General features: G+C 48.1%; 14 protein-coding genes. 7 read left to right on the forward strand and 7 right to left on the reverse strand.

The window, feature by feature from the left end; translation table 11 throughout:
- Positions 1-15: 15 nt before the first annotated feature.
- Positions 16-2109, reverse strand: a complete 2094-nt coding sequence (locus ACMYR3_RS09480) for a TonB-dependent receptor (RefSeq protein WP_424191612.1) — start codon at positions 2107-2109, stop codon at positions 16-18.
- Between the two features lie 795 nt (positions 2110-2904).
- Here ACMYR3_RS09480 and ACMYR3_RS09485 point away from each other — a divergent pair.
- The gene (locus ACMYR3_RS09485) at positions 2905-3456 is read left to right on the forward strand and encodes a VOC family protein (RefSeq protein WP_424191614.1); all 552 of its coding nucleotides are present in this window, start codon (positions 2905-2907) and stop codon (positions 3454-3456) included.
- Between the two features lie 204 nt (positions 3457-3660).
- Here the strand turns inward: ACMYR3_RS09485 and ACMYR3_RS09490 are convergent, their stop codons facing one another.
- The 6 genes from ACMYR3_RS09490 to ACMYR3_RS09515 form a co-directional block, all read right to left on the reverse strand.
- Positions 3661-5814 carry a TonB-dependent receptor gene (locus tag ACMYR3_RS09490; protein ID WP_424191616.1) on the reverse strand — a complete coding sequence of 718 codons (2154 nt, stop codon included), beginning with the start codon at positions 5812-5814 and terminating at the stop codon, positions 3661-3663.
- A 600-nt stretch (positions 5815-6414) separates the two neighbouring features.
- Positions 6415-6663, reverse strand: a complete 249-nt coding sequence (locus ACMYR3_RS09495) for a Txe/YoeB family addiction module toxin (protein WP_424196442.1) — start codon at positions 6661-6663, stop codon at positions 6415-6417.
- A 125-nt stretch (positions 6664-6788) separates the two neighbouring features.
- A complete protein-coding gene (locus ACMYR3_RS09500; protein ID WP_424191618.1) occupies positions 6789-6920 on the reverse strand; it encodes a type II toxin-antitoxin system Phd/YefM family antitoxin in 132 nt (43 codons plus the stop codon).
- 100 nt (positions 6921-7020) lie between these two features.
- On the reverse strand, positions 7021-7407 hold the full coding sequence (locus tag ACMYR3_RS09505) for a RidA family protein (RefSeq protein ID WP_424191620.1): 387 nt from the start codon (positions 7405-7407) through the stop codon (positions 7021-7023).
- Between the two features lie 309 nt (positions 7408-7716).
- A complete protein-coding gene (locus ACMYR3_RS09510) occupies positions 7717-8322 on the reverse strand; it encodes a YbhB/YbcL family Raf kinase inhibitor-like protein (protein WP_424191622.1) in 606 nt (201 codons plus the stop codon).
- Between the two features lie 30 nt (positions 8323-8352).
- Positions 8353-9153 carry a class I SAM-dependent methyltransferase gene (locus ACMYR3_RS09515; RefSeq protein WP_424191624.1) on the reverse strand — a complete coding sequence of 267 codons (801 nt, stop codon included), beginning with the start codon at positions 9151-9153 and terminating at the stop codon, positions 8353-8355.
- Positions 9154-9300: 147 nt separating this feature from the next.
- Between ACMYR3_RS09515 and ACMYR3_RS09520 the strand changes: the two genes are divergently transcribed.
- From ACMYR3_RS09520 to ACMYR3_RS09545, 6 genes are all read left to right on the forward strand, one after another.
- Positions 9301-10305, forward strand: a complete 1005-nt coding sequence (locus ACMYR3_RS09520; RefSeq protein WP_424191626.1) for a LysR substrate-binding domain-containing protein — start codon at positions 9301-9303, stop codon at positions 10303-10305.
- A 181-nt stretch (positions 10306-10486) separates the two neighbouring features.
- Positions 10487-11668, forward strand: a complete 1182-nt coding sequence (locus ACMYR3_RS09525) for a serine hydrolase domain-containing protein (RefSeq protein WP_424191628.1) — start codon at positions 10487-10489, stop codon at positions 11666-11668.
- A gap of 273 nt (positions 11669-11941) precedes the next feature.
- Positions 11942-13102 carry a porin gene (locus ACMYR3_RS09530; protein ID WP_424191630.1) on the forward strand — a complete coding sequence of 387 codons (1161 nt, stop codon included), beginning with the start codon at positions 11942-11944 and terminating at the stop codon, positions 13100-13102.
- Between the two features lie 661 nt (positions 13103-13763).
- Positions 13764-14780 carry an AraC family transcriptional regulator gene (locus ACMYR3_RS09535; protein ID WP_424191632.1) on the forward strand — a complete coding sequence of 339 codons (1017 nt, stop codon included), beginning with the start codon at positions 13764-13766 and terminating at the stop codon, positions 14778-14780.
- A 17-nt stretch (positions 14781-14797) separates the two neighbouring features.
- Positions 14798-15670, forward strand: a complete 873-nt coding sequence (gene mnmD / locus ACMYR3_RS09540; protein WP_424191634.1) for a tRNA (5-methylaminomethyl-2-thiouridine)(34)-methyltransferase MnmD — start codon at positions 14798-14800, stop codon at positions 15668-15670.
- A gap of 59 nt (positions 15671-15729) precedes the next feature.
- Positions 15730-16851, forward strand: coding sequence for an NAD(P)/FAD-dependent oxidoreductase (locus ACMYR3_RS09545; protein ID WP_424191636.1), 1122 nt, complete (start codon positions 15730-15732; stop codon positions 16849-16851).
- Positions 16852-17080: the final 229 nt, after the last annotated feature.

The raw sequence follows: 17080 nt of genomic DNA on the forward strand, positions 1-17080 counted from the left end.
CATTTTCCTATCTAATTAGAAGTCCAAGGAAGCGCCAATGGTGAAAGTCCTTGGTGGTGCCGGGTTGTAGGTCTGAGTGCCACTGGTTACACCCGATGAAGTGGCGTAGCGCTTATCAGCCAAGTTGGCGATTTGTACAAAATAACGCTGGCGTCGTACAGCTGAATTGGATGGCTCATAACTCATCATCAAATCCAACGTGTTATAGCCACCATAGTAGTAAGGCGCCACAGTGGCAGTAGGTTGTGTAATGGCGTAACGTCCGACCGAACGACTGACCATCGTTACAGCAACACCGGTCATGGGCTTGACTGTCGCCGTTAGTGTGGCCAGATTACGCGGCACACCAGTGACCGCTGATCCGATCAAAAATGGACTGGTAGGCAGAGTTTCAGTAACCTTGGAGCTGAAATGCGCTAGTGCTGCACTGGCCTCAAACCAGTCAACAGGATTGAAATGAATTTCCGCCTCGACACCTTCGCGACGAGTCTTGCCAATATTGCTGTAGGTCAGTGTTGCCGGACTGGTCAGCGCCACTTCGTCGCTGCTGTCAATCTTGAAATGCGCCAGATCCAAGTACCATATACTGCTAGGCGTCAGCGTCAGACCAATTTCGGTTTGCCGAAAGGTAGTGGGCTTGACTGCCAGTCCAGTCGTGAATTTAGCTGCATCACTGGGCAGTGCAAAGCCTTCGGCGACACTGGCTCTGGCTTCTAGCAGTCTGGGCACCCAGGTCGAACGCACTCCTAATTTGGGTGTGGTCACAGAAAAGGTGGGCATCTCACTACATTGGGCACTTGCACCCGTCCGCGTTTCAATACCACGCTGCTGACAACCACCCGATATCTGATCCCAACGCACACCAAGTGTTGGGCGAAACAGTGAGCCAAGCGCCCATTCCGTTTGAGCCAGAATCGAATTGGTATGGGTTGTCAGATTGCGATTTAACGTACCCACACCACCATTCACACCGCTGGTCAAAGTAGTCGCCGTGAAATTGCGATTATTCAGGGCATCCGCATACTTGAACTGCGTATCCTCGCTGTAATGCTCAACACCGAGGACCCACTTGAAAGGCTTGCTCAATAATGCCTGTTGTCCATTCAGACTGGCACCATAGCCCATGACATCCCGGACATAGTCTTCAGAACGCTGTTGCCAGGTAGTCGCATTGGTCAGCCGGGTAAAGTAGCGTGAAAAACTTTGCCGGGTAGCATACACAAAGACCAATGCTTTTAGTTCTGGAGTGATGCTATGGCTCAGGTCAGCCCGCAAAGTTGCAAAGTCCTTGTCAGTACCATCATTCTGAACATGCGGATCCTTGTCAAAAAAACCATTGCGTTGTTCGTATTGCGCTTTGGTAATGACCGATGCGGTATCGGCCTCGGCCCGATGCACGCGAGCGGAAAATGCAATCTGTGTATCAGGAGACAGATCGTAGGCAGCACGTCCTGATACGGTTACCCGCTCATTGTCAGACTGTGGCCGAAAACCATTGCTGCGATACAGTTGCACAGCACCGTTATAAATTCCCCCACCAAGCTGAGCACCTGCTGCGGCTTGCAGATCCACCGTTCCAAAACTGCCCAGACGGGCATCAAATTCACGATATTCACCCCCCTTGCGCGATTGCAAAGCCACCACACCAGCCCGATTGTAATTACCATACAACGGCGATACCGGCCCCTTGAAAATCGTCATGCCAGCCAGCTCAAGCGGGATGATGACGTTCATGTCGGCATAACCATCAGCATGACTGGACGATTCATTGAGTGGAATGCCGTCAATGACAAAACCAATATCACCACCATGCCCACCCCCCGAAAAACCGCGTAAAGTGATGGAATTGGCAACACCGCCATAGCCGAGGCCACGGACCTCCATGCCGGGTACTTCACGAAACAACTGTTCTGGCTGGGACACCTGCCGTTCCCGAAAATCTTCCTGCACAAATTTTTTACTGGTAAAGGGTTGATTACGGCTTTCGGTCAGTGATTGTCCTTTGACGACCACTTCACTCAGCGTCTCCTGATCGGCCGCCCATACACTGCTCGTCTGCAAAGTCAGTGCTGTCGTGAGAATTGATAATGAAAAAGGTGTGATACGCACTACTTGTCTCCCATTTTTAGTTGTATGAAATAATTTTATTTCTTCACACAACTATCATGCCAAGACCGAACCGACTATCCACATGCCGCATATTTACAAGCGTTAGGTCATACAAGAGCCTATCAAATGGTTAGTTGTCTTTCATTGTGAGTGATCATCAAGTGTGCTATTTACAACCACATTGCATACTCACCTTGCGTTGTTTGAATAATCCGATAAATTCACCAGACTTGCCAAGCGAAGCATTTTTAAAGGTCGATCGATTTTCATCTGATGACCTGACTCACTGTCATTCATTCGCTGCAAATCACCGAATGAATGAACGATCAACCACTATATTGCCAAGTTTAAAAATTCAATAAAACCGGTGTCTGAGCCTATTTAATGATCAAACCCGTAAAGGCTGAGAGTGCCGAGTTAATCCGGGAATGCCTCCAATCTAGTCAACGCCACTGCAAAAATAACATTTGGATCCAGCGTGACACCACCTTTGTCTAGCTGACTATGCCTGTCAATGCCCTTATCAGATTCAAGTCACAGATATTGCATACGAAAATCAGCGACAACTGTTCAAATCAGCGCGACAGTTGTCTCAAAAATAACGATCGAAGCAACGCCCATATTTACCTTTAACCGCCCAAAACCACGATTCCAGAGTGTTTCGAGCAATGTAAGATATTTTATAAAAACAGGTGCGTATTTTGCGTTATATGAAAATATGGAACATAACATTCCTGATCACAGGTATCTATCATTCCGGTTCCTTTCAAAATACAACCCATAGGAGATCAACCCATGAGCACATCTGCAGCAAAATATGGCAGCCTGCCCGGCATGCGCGGCATCCAGCATTTTGGCCTGACCGTTCCCAACCTCAATGAAGCCGTCAACTTTTTTGTTGATGTCCTGGGTTGTGAACCTTACTTCCGATTTGGCGCCTTCAAATTTGAGGATGACTGGATGACACATCATCTCAACGTACATCCACGAGCCGAGATCAAGGATTTTCAAATGCTACGTTGTGGTAATGGCACCAATCTTGAAGTCTTTGAATATGCATCCCCTGATCAGAAAACTCAACCGCCCAAAAATAGTGATATCGGCGGCCACCATCTGGCCTTTTATGTTGATGACATGGGCGAAGCCGTCGCTTACTTAAAATCCAAAGGTGTTCGAGTACTGGATGAACCAAGCACGTTTACCGAAGGCCCGGCACAAGGGTTGACCTGGGTATACTTTCTTGCTCCTTGGGGCTTGCAGCTTGAAATGGTCAGTTTTCCAAAGGGTATGGCCTACGGCAAGGAAACCGATCGTCTGCTCTGGGATCCACGTTTTCCAGAAGACTAAATCGGGAAAGACAGATCGGATCACCTTGCCTGACATGTCGCTGCGTCCTGAATCCAATACCTTTCATCAAGAATAAAAAAAGCCGAAGGGTGGATCATCCTGATGGATGAGAATCCTCCGGCCAAGGAGGTACGAAGCAAGGATATGAAGTAAATATCAATATCTGGCTTGGCTGCTTATCACATGGCCAATCAGGCTGCCTCATCAAAGCGGCACTTGAATCCCAACAGTAAGCTGCATTTTGGGACGGGGAGAAACACCTCTGGCGCCGCCACCAAAATCGAACTGCACTTCTTCAAACTGTTTGTCGTATCCAACCAGTGAGACAAAGGCACTCGCGCCATGCCAAGCCGTGTTGGAATAGGCAGCACGTGCGACATAACGATTGAATTGCCCAGAGCGCAACTGATTATCAGCTGTCAGGGGTTGCTCTCCGGTTAAAGTATCTGCCAGCGAAAAGTCCAGTCGATGCGCACCCCAGCCGGTATTGGTTTCAAATCCCAATGTGGTCGAACTCTGCGGGACATTGGGAATGTAGTTGGCACCAGGTATCACTGGGTCCTTGATGCGCGCAGTCACATGGCTATAGTTGGCAAATAAACGCAGATTATTCAATACTGCAATACTGCCTTCCAGATCAAAGCCATCACGTCTGGTTTGTTTGAAACTTTGGAAAATACCGGCATTATTGACATCGGATTCCTTGTCTTGCAACGTATTCCATAAGGCGATTCGCCAGGCTGCGGATCCAGAAGGTGTGCCGCCTTGCAAGCCAGTCTCATAGCTGCGTACTGAGGAGATCTTCAGATCAGGCAAGGTACCTGATACGCCAAGATTGCTGTAGTAATCAGAAAATGGATAAGGACTTTTCAGACCATGAGCCATGTTGGCATATAACTCCACCCTTTGCCCAGGTGACTCCAGCAAGGTAAGTGCACCACCCAGTTTGGGGCTCCACTGACCCTGCGCAGTCGACACCGAACCCGGTAAACCAGCCAACGCGGCGGCAGTAAAGGTATCGTCATCAGGATGCAAACCAAGGTTGAATTTAAGACGGTCGTAACGCAACGCCGCTGTCAACTTCAGCACACTGATTGGCTGAATCTGGTACTGGGCATAAAGTGCCTGGGTTTGCGTCTGTACACGTCGATCGACCGAGATGACATCACCAGGTCCGGCAAGCTGATTGTGATCCGCGTCGGTATTGAATTTACGGGCATTCACGCGCTCATCATTGTACTGAACACCAGCAACAAATTGCGACGGCATGGTACCCGTCTGAAAAGTCAGTGTTTTGCGTATATCGAATCCAAATTGTCGCAACTGATCACGCTCTTGTCCCAAGGTAACGCTACTGCCAACCGGCGTGGTCAAATCAAAATTTGTCCAGCGCTTACGAATATCATTATTGAGATAGGCCACGACAAACCAGCCACCGTCCACATTGACGCCTTCGACATCATTGGAGCGATAATTAAATACTAGATTTTGCTGGGATTTGGCATCACCGATACCCTTCGACAAGGCTGCACGCTTGTCAACCTGCCCGCTTTGAATTGCTGCCAGATCAAGATAGCCCGGTGCCTGGGCATCAGCATCATATGCCTGAAAACGCACTGACGCCAGCCCATTGGCAACTGGCAACATGTATCTGGTAAACAGGTTCAGTCGTTTCAAATCGCTCTGTTTCGTATAGCCATCACCTTTGGTACCATCCATGGCCAGTAAAAGACTGCCATCACCGACTGGCTTGCTGAGCACGGGGACGACACGCGCCTGCCCCTCGTTATCGACAGTCAGTTTAATGGCCGACTGAGGGCTGGCATCCGTATAAAACTGGACTGAACCGCCGACTGCATGATTACCTGCAAAGACACTGAAGGGGCCACGCACAAACTCAACTCTGCTGACAATTTCGGGAATCAGCTGTGCCAGATCCATATAACCATTGGTATGCTGCGAGCCCGTCACATTTAATGGCATGCCATCCAGAAACACAGCCAGATCACGACCATGACCACTGGCAAAACCACGAGCCTTGATTTCGTAAGCAACCGTTCCCTGTCCATATTGAGCAATACTGACTCCTGTCACCCCCCTGAAAATATCACCGTAACTGGTAATGGTTTTTTTATCCAGATCCTTTTTTGTGATGACTGTCACCGATGCAGGTGATGCTTCCACATCCTCCGTGACCTTAATGGTCGATGGCAATTGCCGCGGGGCATTGACTTGTACTTCGGACAACGTTTTTTCCTCAGCCTGTGCCATTTCAATGACGCCACACAAGCTACCTACCGTCAGAATACTTTTGGTTAAAACATGCCGACGCTTGAGCCATTGGCTATTTTTTGACATACATTGCACTCCCTTATTGATTTTTACGAGCAATCACGATGCTTTGCGTCGTGTTGTTACTAAAATGTCGCCGACCCTTTATTGTCAGGCTTTTCAACGAGTCAGTATGACATTTTATAAATTCTTCTTAACAAGATGTATGCCAGTCCATCAATGCTCTGTATCTATGGAATAAATGTTTTTAACAGACTACTAGAGTGGCAATCGATCTGCCACTTGTTCACCAGAGTGCAAAGTTGGCAATTCGATGATGGTTGAAACTATGCAGCTGTAAACAAACTGCTTGATATATTGGCTGATGTACACTGCCAAACAGCTCAGGGCATGGTTATTCAATAACGACAAAAAGGCCACAATCGTGGCTTTTTTACGATTAATGACAGCTCAACAGTATCGCTTTAAAACACAAAAATTCCAGCAAAATATCGATACTGACAGGTAGTAAATCAATAAATAGGCTTATACAGTGCATTAATAAATGGGCTGATTTTTTACTACTATGGAGTATGTTCTAAACTAAGGCATCTCACGTCGTCTCTATTGTCAACATCATCGCAATGCATCGACTTGCCAACAAAACAGGCAATTGAGCCTGCCGACTTACTCATAATACGTCCACATACGCAACACACGCACAACCTGCTCATTCGCAAAAACTTCGTACACCAAACGATGTTGAATATTGATTCGCCTCGAATACGTTCCGGCAAGATCACCAACCAGTTTTTCATAAGGTGGTGGATTTTGAAAAGGGTTCTCCGCCAAAATGGTCAGTAGGTCCTGAGCTTTAGGTTTCAACCCTGCAGCGGCCAGTTTTTGTGCGTCTTTTTGATTTGAGCATTCTTGTATAGGCTAACTGTCAACTCACCAGTTCAACTCCTGGCACTATCTTCAATCGGCTCTGCCATACCTTCTTTGATGGACTCATGCAGCCCCTGCACCGAAAGAAGACAAAGCGTTTCCTGAATCGATTGTCAATCATCATCCGACAATAAAACAGCACTCGTGCGCTTGCCCACAATATGAATCGGCTGATGTGATTGAGCTGCCTGATCAATCAGACGATAAAAATTGGCACGTGCTTCGCTGGTAGTCAGAATTGTCATGATAAATAGCGTTCAAAACCACAATGGCACGCTTTTACGTACGCATCGCAACTAATTATTTTATGCAAGGATCGGCTTTATAGCGTCGTATACCATCATTTCAAATAGCCATCGCCATCAGGTTCATCGTCATCAGCGCACCTTGCTTAGGCAAATCGGCAACACAAATAACGGTTCGCGCAGGTCGATGCAAGCCGAATTCTTCGGCATACGCGCGATTCATTTCCTCAAAGTCATCGACATGCTTGAGATAAACATGAACATGCATCACGTCCTCAAGCCTGGCTCCAGCTTCCTTCAACATACTTCGAAAATTGATGACAATTTGCTTGGCCTTACTATAGGCATCAGCACCGGCCATTTGTAAAGTCTTGGGATCAACACCCGGCGTTCCTGAAATGGTGATGAACTGGCCAGATTTAACCAGATGACTATAAGGACCGATCGGTTCAAACATGTTGGATGGGGAAATGGTCTGAATGGACATGGGAATTAAAAATCACTTATAAAGCTTTAGATTAATTGAACGACCCTGCTACTGCGCATACTTTTTCACCATCTGATCAACACGCCTTAAATGCTCACGCATCTGAGCAGCCATTTCTTTGTAAAACAATTCAGCAATAGACGCATTTGATAATCCAAAATCGGCACATGCACCGCATTATGCTTCAAAAGAATCCAATCATTTCATACATTCATCAAAATAAAAAGCCCACCAACATTGATCTTGGCGGGCTCTGCTTATTTGCAGTTTAGTGTAAATCGCGTCACTTCAAGTCACGCGTAAATCAACTTACTTACTCCGACCATACACGCCCACGACCGTGGCTTTTTTGATCAGGTTCATATTGACCATAAAGCCCACCATGGCGGCACTGGCATCTACGGGAAGATCAATCTTGTCGACCTTGAGGGCATAAACAGTGAACTGGTAATGGTGCAGACCATGGCCAACGGGTGGACATGGGCCACCATAACCTGGAGAGCCAAAGTCGGTGCGGCTTTGTACTGCGCCTTGGGGCAGATTTTTACCATCGGGCTGACCAGCATTTTGCGCCAGCTCAGTGGTGGTAGCGGGGATATTGAACACGACCCAATGCCAGAAGCCTGAGCCAGTCGGCGCGTCAGGATCATACGAGGTCACGGCAAAACTCTTGGTGCCAGCCGGGGCATTTTTCCAGAGCAGTGCCGGCGACACATTGCCACCGGTACAGCCAAAACCAGAAAAAACAAACTTGTCATCCAGCTTTTGACTAGCTTTAAAGTCAGCGCTGCTGATGGTAAAAGTACCCGCAGCTTGTACTGCTGTACTACCAAATAGGGCTGTCGCACAGCATAGGCCAGCGAGCAGCTTGGGGAGCAAAACCAATTGGCGGGATGAATTGTTGAGGGCTTGCATATTGTGTTCTCCTTTTTACTGTTGATGAATTCAACATTTGACGGCAACCATGCGCAGGCGCCGATAATCGGCCTGCCACTGGCCATGATGAAACAGAGTATCCCGGATGCGTATCTCGGTCTGACCAAAAACCTGTTCCTGCAGTTCCGCAGACAGTGAATGAAGTATATCCGGCGTAAACATGCAAAACCAGTCACGGATAGCGTGCTCACCCTGCAAGGGGGTTGGGCGGTCAAATAATACCGCCATACGCACTTCCATGCCAGCGGCTTCCAGCACACTGGCGTAGTCACCCACTCGAGCAAAAAACCAGGGCGACACATATTGCACGCCAGCCAGTTCGGCCAGGGCTTGGGCAAAAGCACGCTCCATGGTGGCAATATTGCCTGCACCGCCCATTTCAAAGACAAAGCGACCGCCGGGTTTGAGCACCTGTGCCACACCCTGTGCCACCCGCTCGGGCTGCTTGATCCAATGTAATACCGCATTGGAAAACACAGCATCAAAATGTGCAGCGGGAACCACGCCATCAGCTCGATCAAGCTGGGTGGCATCAGCCAGTTCAAAAATCAAGTTGCCTGGCCTGGCGTTATTTGGCTGATGGGAAATTGCCGCATATTTTTGCCTTGCAGCGGCAATCATATCCGGCGAACTATCCACTGCCAAGACCTGCGCATCATGTGAATAAATCTCATGACTAAGCTCACCGGTGCCGCAACCCAAATCCAAAATCGTTTCGCCCCTTTGCGGTTTGAGCAAGTCCACCACAGCTTGACCATAATTGGCTACAAAGCCAAATTTTGTTTGATATTGCTTACTATTCCAATGCATGATGTTGACTCCCGCCTTTACTTGCTCAATTACATGGCATCATGCTAACGCTGGCCTGCTTGGCCATCAAGCGATATGATTTCAGCATTATCATGAGAATTTCTCAACCATAAAAATAGCACAAAGCAAAGACACCAATAAAATCCCATGCCAGCCATCAAGCCGCCAATCAACGCCACAATGCAATTAACAACATACGCAGCCACTTCCTCAACCACCTCACGCCTGCCTTCGCTCAATGCTTTACGCGCCTTTACCGTAGCCGGACGCACACTCAATCTGCGCGAAGCCTCGGAGATTCTGCATGTGACTGCATCGGCCATGTCACATCAGATTCGTGGTCTGGAAGATAAACTGGGCCAGCCGTTATTTATCCGTAGCAAGCACGGTTTGCAATTGACTGAACTGGGTCAGGCCATGCTCCCCATACTGGGCAATGGCTTTGCCCAAATTGACGATGCCTGGCGAATTGCCAGTCAACTGGCCGCACAGCTCACGGCCAGCCAGACGATGCAACAACGCCGCCAGCAAAGCAAGCTGCCGCCACTCACCATCAGTACCGTATCCACCTTTGCGGCGCAATGGCTGATCCCCCGGCTGGAAGATTTTGAAACCACGCATCCGGATATCACCGTACATGTCACCACCTCCATGAAGCTGGCCGATTTGCAACATGATGGTGTGGACTGCGCCATTCGCTGGGGCAAGGGCAAGTGGTCAGGTGTGCTTGCCGAACCACTCTACTATGAGCGGCTCACGCCTATCATCGCCCCCGAACTTGCCCAAAGATTTGCATTGCAGCACCCCGCTCAACTGCTTGATCTGCCATTGTTAATGGCACAACACAATCAACATGATCTACGCGACTGGTGCCAGAGCCAACAACTCAAGTGGCGCAAACCCGCCGAAGCACGCATCTTTGACACGCGCGCCCTGATGATTCAAGCCGTCATCGCCCGTCTTGGCATAGCCGTGGTGGATACCGCGCTGATAGAAAATGAAATTCGCAACGGTCTGCTGATTGCCCCGTTTGCCAACAGCACACCCCGAGCCAACGGCTATCATCTGGTCAGACCAGCCAAGCTGGACAATGATCCTAGGTTTCTTGCGTTCAGGGAATGGGTGTTAAGGCAAACGACAATCATCCTCTAGAAAAGATTATCGCCAAAGGATTCAAATTCTCATTTTTATAAAAATCTGCCAGTTTTAGATATCCATCAGCCAGATATCGACAGTCTACCGAATCTATCACCGATATGCTGATCCTTGCCAACTCTAGGCAGGACATGAACATCATGTCCGATTTAAAACCACGAAAAACAAGGAGACAGCAATGCATTCACTCACGAGGAATACCCTCGATCATATTTTGCAAAAAAACACAGAACAACCCGGGGGAACACCAGGGATTGTGGCAATGGTTACCAATCAAACGGGCAATATTTACGAAGGCTGTGCTGGTGTCAGAGAATTGGGGAAGCCGCAGCCCATGAGTCTGGACACCGTTTTCGGTATTTTTTCATGCACCAAGGCACTCACTGCTACTGTCGCATGGCAATTGATTGAAGAAGGCTTGCTCGGATTGGATGATCTGGCTAGAAAATATATTCCTGAGCTGGCCAATATCCAAGTATTGGAGGGCTTTGATCCTGCCGGGCAACCCATATTACGGTTTGCCAAAAATGATATTACGATTCGCCATCTCATGTTGCACACCGCTGGATTCGGGTATGAGTTTTTCAGTGAAAAACTGCTTCAATGCTTACAAGCACAAGAAGTTCCAACCATCATTTCCTGCACCAAAGCAGCGTTACATGCGCCATTACTATTTGATCCAGGCCAACGCTGGGAATATGGCATCAATATTGATTGGCTTGGTCAGATCGTAGAAACGATACGTGGAAAACGGCTGGGTGAAATCATGCATGAACGTTTATTTACACCATTGGATATGATGGATTCGGCCTTCACCATGACACCGGCGTGCCTTGCAAAACGCGCTACGATTCATCAACGCAGCCCAGAAAATGAAATGGTGCCCCAGCCGGAACTGATGCTACCTCAACCACCCGAAGTTGACATGGGAGGCCATGGCCTCTATGCAACGGTAGGTGATTATATGAAATTCATTCGCATGATTCTTAACGATGGTGCTGGCAGCCATGGTCGCGTCCTCAAGTCGGCAACCGTGGAAGCAATGAGTAAAAATGGTTTGGGCCCGCTCAAGATCAGTGGATTCAAAACATCCATTTCAGCATTATCCAATGACGCGGAATTCTTTCCCGGATTGTCCAAATCCTGGTCTTACTCCTTCATGGTTAACGACGAAATTGCGCCTACTGGTCGCCCTGCCGGCACCATAGGTTGGGCCGGCCTCGCCAATCTTTTTTACTGGATCGATCGTCGTAACAAAATCGGTGGCTTCTGGGCAAGCCAGATATTGCCATTTGGCGATCCCGCGTCATTTGGCGGTTACATGGATTTTGAAAAGGCTGTCTATCAGTCAATTGCTTGAATCGTTTACCAAAAAATTCATTGTTGCCACTGACTTTCACACTGGAAATATCCAGTGTGAAGTTTAATTTTCTCTAAGAAACACAAAAAATTGATGAGTCATTGTGTGGATATTATCAACACGACACAAATTATTTTTTAATTTTTTCCAGAAGCAGATAGTTCAATACCAGATTGAAACAATGATTCATACCATCGACATCAATACTGCGCATGTCGCATGAGTTCAATTGTGTGGCACATAAAAACCAATAGATAATGACTAGGAGATATCATGAAAAAAACAAGTTTCAAGAAAACACTGGCTTCCACCGCCATAACCATCATCTCGACATTGATGACATCAGGCTCTGTATTGGCATTTGACTTCAAAGCAGGTGATGTGGATGTATCAATCAGTGGATTTTTAAATGGTTACTACACGCACGTCACATGTTCTGGAAACCAGGGCATTGTTGGCCTGGCAATAGCAGGTAAAGGCTTGGGCTGTGGTAACAAAGATGGCGCGACCAATATTGGCAATGGCCTGTTACCCAACGCCATTGTGACCTCATTCAGTACGAAACAAAATGGGTTGGATATTGGCGGTGCGTTCATGGTTGCTGCTGCAATTTCTTCAGCTGATGCCATCAGTAACAATAATAACGTCGATATCCGCAAGTCCTATTTCACCATTGGCACGGCTGAAATGGGAACAGTCAAGATTGGCCGCGATTATGGCTTGTTTGGCCTGGATGCGATTCTCGGCGACATGACATTGCTTGGAGTGGGTTCACCAGTGCAGGCAACCCAGCGCAACCGTGTCTCACTCGGGCACATTGGTGCAGGCACTGCTTATGCCGGGACATATAGTCAAATCACTTATAAAAGTCCTACCATCAACGGTATTATTCTTAATGGTGGTTTATTTGGCCCAATTGATAGTTATGCCAACACCTACATTTCCAAAAATCAGCCGCAAGTTCAATTGCATGTCAATTATGCCGGTACTGGTTTCAATACTTGGGCAGGCATCAAAACCCAGAAATTTTATAGCACTACTGCCGCGCCAGACTTCACCATGAGTGGCTATGAATTGGGTGGCACCATGGCAATCGGCAATGCGGGGTTATTGATTGAGTATCAAAATGGTCGTGGCTTGGGCATTCTTGCTGATGGCGATACTGGTGACAATAAACAGCAAAACCTGATGCTGCAAGGCACTTACAAAATCACGCCGGTCAATAAATTCGGTGTCAGTTATGGCACGAGCAAAATGAAGGACGGTACCGGCCTGGCTTTAAAGGATAACAGCAATGTTACCCTGGGGCTTTATCATAATCTGACCCCCACCCTGACACTGGTCGCCGAAGTCATTCGTACCGAATCCAAGCCGTTTAGTGGTGAGAAGGCTACTTCCAATGGGGTTGCCCTGGGTGCTTTTCTGTTCTTTTAATAATCTGTTTGAATCGGTTGTAAACAGATGGGTGTGATCATACTTCCTCGGTGGTCACTCAATTTGGATCAAAGTGCTTCGAACTTTGATCCATTTTTTATGTATCAGGATGACCCAAATCCATTTTGGAAACTCTGATCAAGCATTACTATATTTTTTCCAGATCAAGACATTGATTACCAGATTTGAGCAATGATCAAAGTCCTTGCTGCCATACTCGAAATATCGCAATTTAATCTATTCATAATTCATGCGATAGCAGGCTGTTTGCCTGACTTCACAAAAGGAGAATGTCATGTTCGTCGTATCAACACTATTCGTATCAATACCACGATCCCACCATTACCCATAAAGTCACCGGGCATTTACCAACTGCGTGCTGTGTCAGCAATGTCAGAATGCATCACGTTGCTTGCTTTTCATTCATTCTGAGATTTTATGCAATTGGCAATTTGCGCTATAGCGTTTTTTCACCATAAGATCATCATTCAGTGAAGCGTGTGCTTGGGGTACATTGTCATATCGACTCTAAAAAATTAATACATTCATAAATAAAATATTATTAACACCGCTAAATAACGATTGAAACTTCGTTTCATAGTTACAAGAGTGTGGTGATTAAATGCTCGAAAAAGGTTCATTCATACGTTGAGGAGACAAAATGAATATCCTGGAAAATGCATTGATCGTTGATAGCGAAGGTAAATCAACTGATCAGCATAAAGTAGTTGCATCCACCGAATGGGATGAGATCAGTCTTTGGTCAGACAAGATCTATATGCCCTACGAAGCATCACCAATTGGCAAGGCACGCAAACCAAACTCCACCATGCATGCCGCATCGATTGGCAGGTTGATCCTGAGTCGCTTTTCATATGGCATCCCGGTTCATTTGGAAGGATTTTCACCCGATGCAGGAATGGGGATGGTACTGACCACCGTGAGTGGCGCTGCACAACACTCTGTCGATGCGGGCAAGGTGATTGATACTGCCATCGGACAAACATTTATTGTTGATAACAGTTGTACCGATTATTGGGCCGACTTTGATAACAATCATTTGCAAGTCAATATCACATTCCCTCATCAGTTATTGGCCAGCCTCTATGAGCGATGGCATGGTTATCCGGCCAATTCTGAATTATGGCAACAGAAAATCAAGTTTGGCGGCCCCAATTCAAGCTGGCTGTCATTACTTGAATATACCTGCCGGTGCATGACAGAAGTACCCAATGAAATCGAGCATGGTGTCTTGGGCAAACATCTAGAGGAAATGCTGGGTATTCATATACTCACCCAATGGGAAAGTCAGTGCAAATACGGTAATAAACTGAGAAAACAGGTTCTCGCACCACGCTGTGTCAAACAAGCTGAACACTATATGCGTGACCATGCACGTAGTGCTCCAACCTTGACTGAAATCGCGGCTGCTGCAGGCGTCAGTGTGCGCGCATTGAGTGGTGCGTTCAAGGAGTTTCGTAATACCACCATCATGAACTTTCTCAAGGAGCAACGCTTGCAAGGTATCAGAGCAGATCTGCTGGCCGCACCATTAGGTGCCAATGTCACCACCATTGCGCATCTTTGGGGATATAGTAATTTAGGCCTGTTTGCCGCCAACTACAAACAGCGATTTGGGGAATACCCGTCTGAGACATTACGTCGCTTACGTGGTTAGTCCAGTAACGAGATTGAATGCCAAACATAAGCTTTAGGCTGATGGCTGAATGGCAGTTTTTTTCCTGCGATAATCAGCAGATGCTAGAACTCTGTCCCGACGGTAGCTATACCGCCTATTCCACGCGCTTTGCGCAGCATTATCACAATCGCCATGGGGCCTTTTCCCAGGCACGGCATGTGTATTTGCTGGGTAGTGAAACCCAGTTGCATCCGCATCCTCAGGTATTGGAAATCGGTTTTGGGGTAGGCATGAATTTCTTGACGACGCTTTGCGATGCTTTGACACGTGGGGTGTCATTGCAATATCGCGCCTTTGAATTTGATCCCTTGCCCGTCTCGGTATTGCGTGCCATTGGCGAGCAACATCCGGCCATGCACGCTTTGGGTAAAGTGAATTTGTGGGAAGCCTTATTGCAAGCCTGGTCCAATCAAACTGAAATCAAGGCGGTGCCATGGCGGGAACGGGATGCCATGGATAAGCAACAAGAAATCGCCATCAATCAGGCCAACCGCAAAGCGGCCTTGGCAGCCAGAGTTAATGAGACGAGTGATCAACTACCGCACTATGCGCCTATTGATATCACATTGGATCAGCATCATTTACACATTGACTGGTGTGATGTGACAGCAGTTGATGCCCCCTTGCCGCTTGATTGGGCCAGCGCAGTTTATCTGGATGGTTTTTCACCGGATACCAATCCGGAAGTCTGGACACCTCAATTCATTGAACGGCTGGTAGCCAGCATGCAAGTGGGCAGCTGGATGACGACTTACAGCTCGGCTGGTGCAGTGCGTCGCGCCATGAAAGCAGCTGGCCTGACGGCACGACGTCGCCCCGGCATTGCAGGCAAGCGTGAGCATGTGCACGGCCAAAAACTGCCAGTCTGATTAAGTAGCCCATGACGCATTCAATATCCGCTTCAGACTCATCAATAACGCCGTTACCAATGATGCCGGCCACTGATTTATTCGTGATTGGTGCTGGCATTGCCGGTTGTTGTGTGGCGTACTTTGCGCGACAGGCCGGTTTTCGCGTGACGATAGTCGATGCCGGCGTGCATCGCGCCAGCGCTGTACCTACTGCGCTGATCAACCCGGTACGCGGCAAGCAAGGCTATTTTGTCAAAGGTGGGGATGTGGCCGCGCGCGCGACCTTTGCATTGATTGATACGCTCATCGCCCAAGGCCATGCCATCGTACATGGCAAGGGCGTATGGCGACCGGTGCCAGATGCTGCCACCTATGATAAATGGTGCAGCACCCTGCCCGCGACGTATCCGCACCGATGGCATTTGCCTGCACCTGCAGAGCTGGCTTTGCAGGGTGACTGGCATGCCGCACTTTATTTACCCGAAGCGGGTTGGGTGGATACAGCGAGCTTTCTGTCTGCCTTGCAAAGCGCCAGCGCGGCTGCCATGGTACATGGGGAGGTGGCCAGCATTGACATGCCTGAACGCTGGATCGATGACCCAGCCATTAACATAAGCAATATGGCAGCCAATGCGGCAAACCCATCTTCAAAAAACCAACTCGTGCAAATACAGTTGCGTGATGGGCGCCAGTTAAGCGCTCAGCAGCTGGTTTGGTGTGGTGGCGCCTATGGCGCACATTGCCTGTTGCAGGAATCTGCGGGCAAACTGGCCAAGGCGGCACGCTTTCAACCCGGGCAAATCATCAAACTGGCTCAGGCCATTGCCCCACAGCCAGTCTCTTATGGTTTGTTTGCAGCACCCTGGCTTGCTAATGGTCAGGTCACACCGCTAGGCAATAGCATCGGCCCCAGTACCGAGTATGCCAGTGACAACTTTGCCAGCGCGATTGCCTCGTCCAGTGCCAGCACGGCATTGCATAAATTACGAGAACGCGTCATCGATCTGTTCAGCCATGCTGATGCCGCAACACTGGCTGCCACCAGCAGTTGGCAAGGTGTGCGACTGGCACAAGTAACGCTGCCCGTTACTTTGCCCAACCTGACCGGACTGGGTTCCAAGGGCTATTTGCTGGCACCCATGCTGGCCAAGGCACTGGTCGATCAGATGGTCAGTCATCATGCGCCATCACCAGCATGAGCGCCATCACCAAAAACTGCCAAAAATACCACTACTCCCCTAGTGTATAGTTAATTATTAACACAATAAGTGCATACTTATTGATTATTTTCAAATACTCCATATACACTCAGCAAGCAGTCGCCATCGTTGATCCCCACGCGGCAAGACACAAAATGCCTCAAACGGTGCGACCATTTTGCATCGTTGGCGATGTCTTCCAATCATTCTTCACAATTAGTTATCACCA

Origin of the sequence: Ampullimonas aquatilis (assembly GCF_049675895.1) — a bacterium.
Lineage (GTDB): Bacteria > Pseudomonadota > Gammaproteobacteria > Burkholderiales > Burkholderiaceae_D > Ampullimonas > Ampullimonas aquatilis.

Excerpts from the sequence above, each read along its gene's own strand:
- ACMYR3_RS09485 (WP_424191614.1), top strand. The coding sequence starts at position 2,905 with ATGAGCACATCTGCAGCAAAATATGGCAGCCTGCCCGGCATGCGCGGC.
- ACMYR3_RS09490 (WP_424191616.1), bottom strand. The coding sequence starts at position 5,814 with ATGTCAAAAAATAGCCAATGGCTCAAGCGTCGGCATGTTTTAACCAAA.
- ACMYR3_RS09500 (WP_424191618.1), bottom strand. The coding sequence starts at position 6,920 with ATGACAATTCTGACTACCAGCGAAGCACGTGCCAATTTTTATCGTCTG.
- ACMYR3_RS09505 (WP_424191620.1), bottom strand. The coding sequence starts at position 7,407 with ATGTCCATTCAGACCATTTCCCCATCCAACATGTTTGAACCGATCGGT.
- ACMYR3_RS09510 (WP_424191622.1), bottom strand. The coding sequence starts at position 8,322 with ATGCAAGCCCTCAACAATTCATCCCGCCAATTGGTTTTGCTCCCCAAG.
- ACMYR3_RS09515 (WP_424191624.1), bottom strand. The coding sequence starts at position 9,153 with ATGCATTGGAATAGTAAGCAATATCAAACAAAATTTGGCTTTGTAGCC.
- ACMYR3_RS09520 (WP_424191626.1), top strand. The coding sequence starts at position 9,301 with ATGCCAGCCATCAAGCCGCCAATCAACGCCACAATGCAATTAACAACA.
- ACMYR3_RS09525 (WP_424191628.1), top strand. The coding sequence starts at position 10,487 with ATGCATTCACTCACGAGGAATACCCTCGATCATATTTTGCAAAAAAAC.
- ACMYR3_RS09530 (WP_424191630.1), top strand. The coding sequence starts at position 11,942 with ATGAAAAAAACAAGTTTCAAGAAAACACTGGCTTCCACCGCCATAACC.
- ACMYR3_RS09535 (WP_424191632.1), top strand. The coding sequence starts at position 13,764 with ATGAATATCCTGGAAAATGCATTGATCGTTGATAGCGAAGGTAAATCA.
- mnmD (WP_424191634.1), top strand. The coding sequence starts at position 14,798 with ATGCCAAACATAAGCTTTAGGCTGATGGCTGAATGGCAGTTTTTTTCC.
- ACMYR3_RS09545 (WP_424191636.1), top strand. The coding sequence starts at position 15,730 with ATGATGCCGGCCACTGATTTATTCGTGATTGGTGCTGGCATTGCCGGT.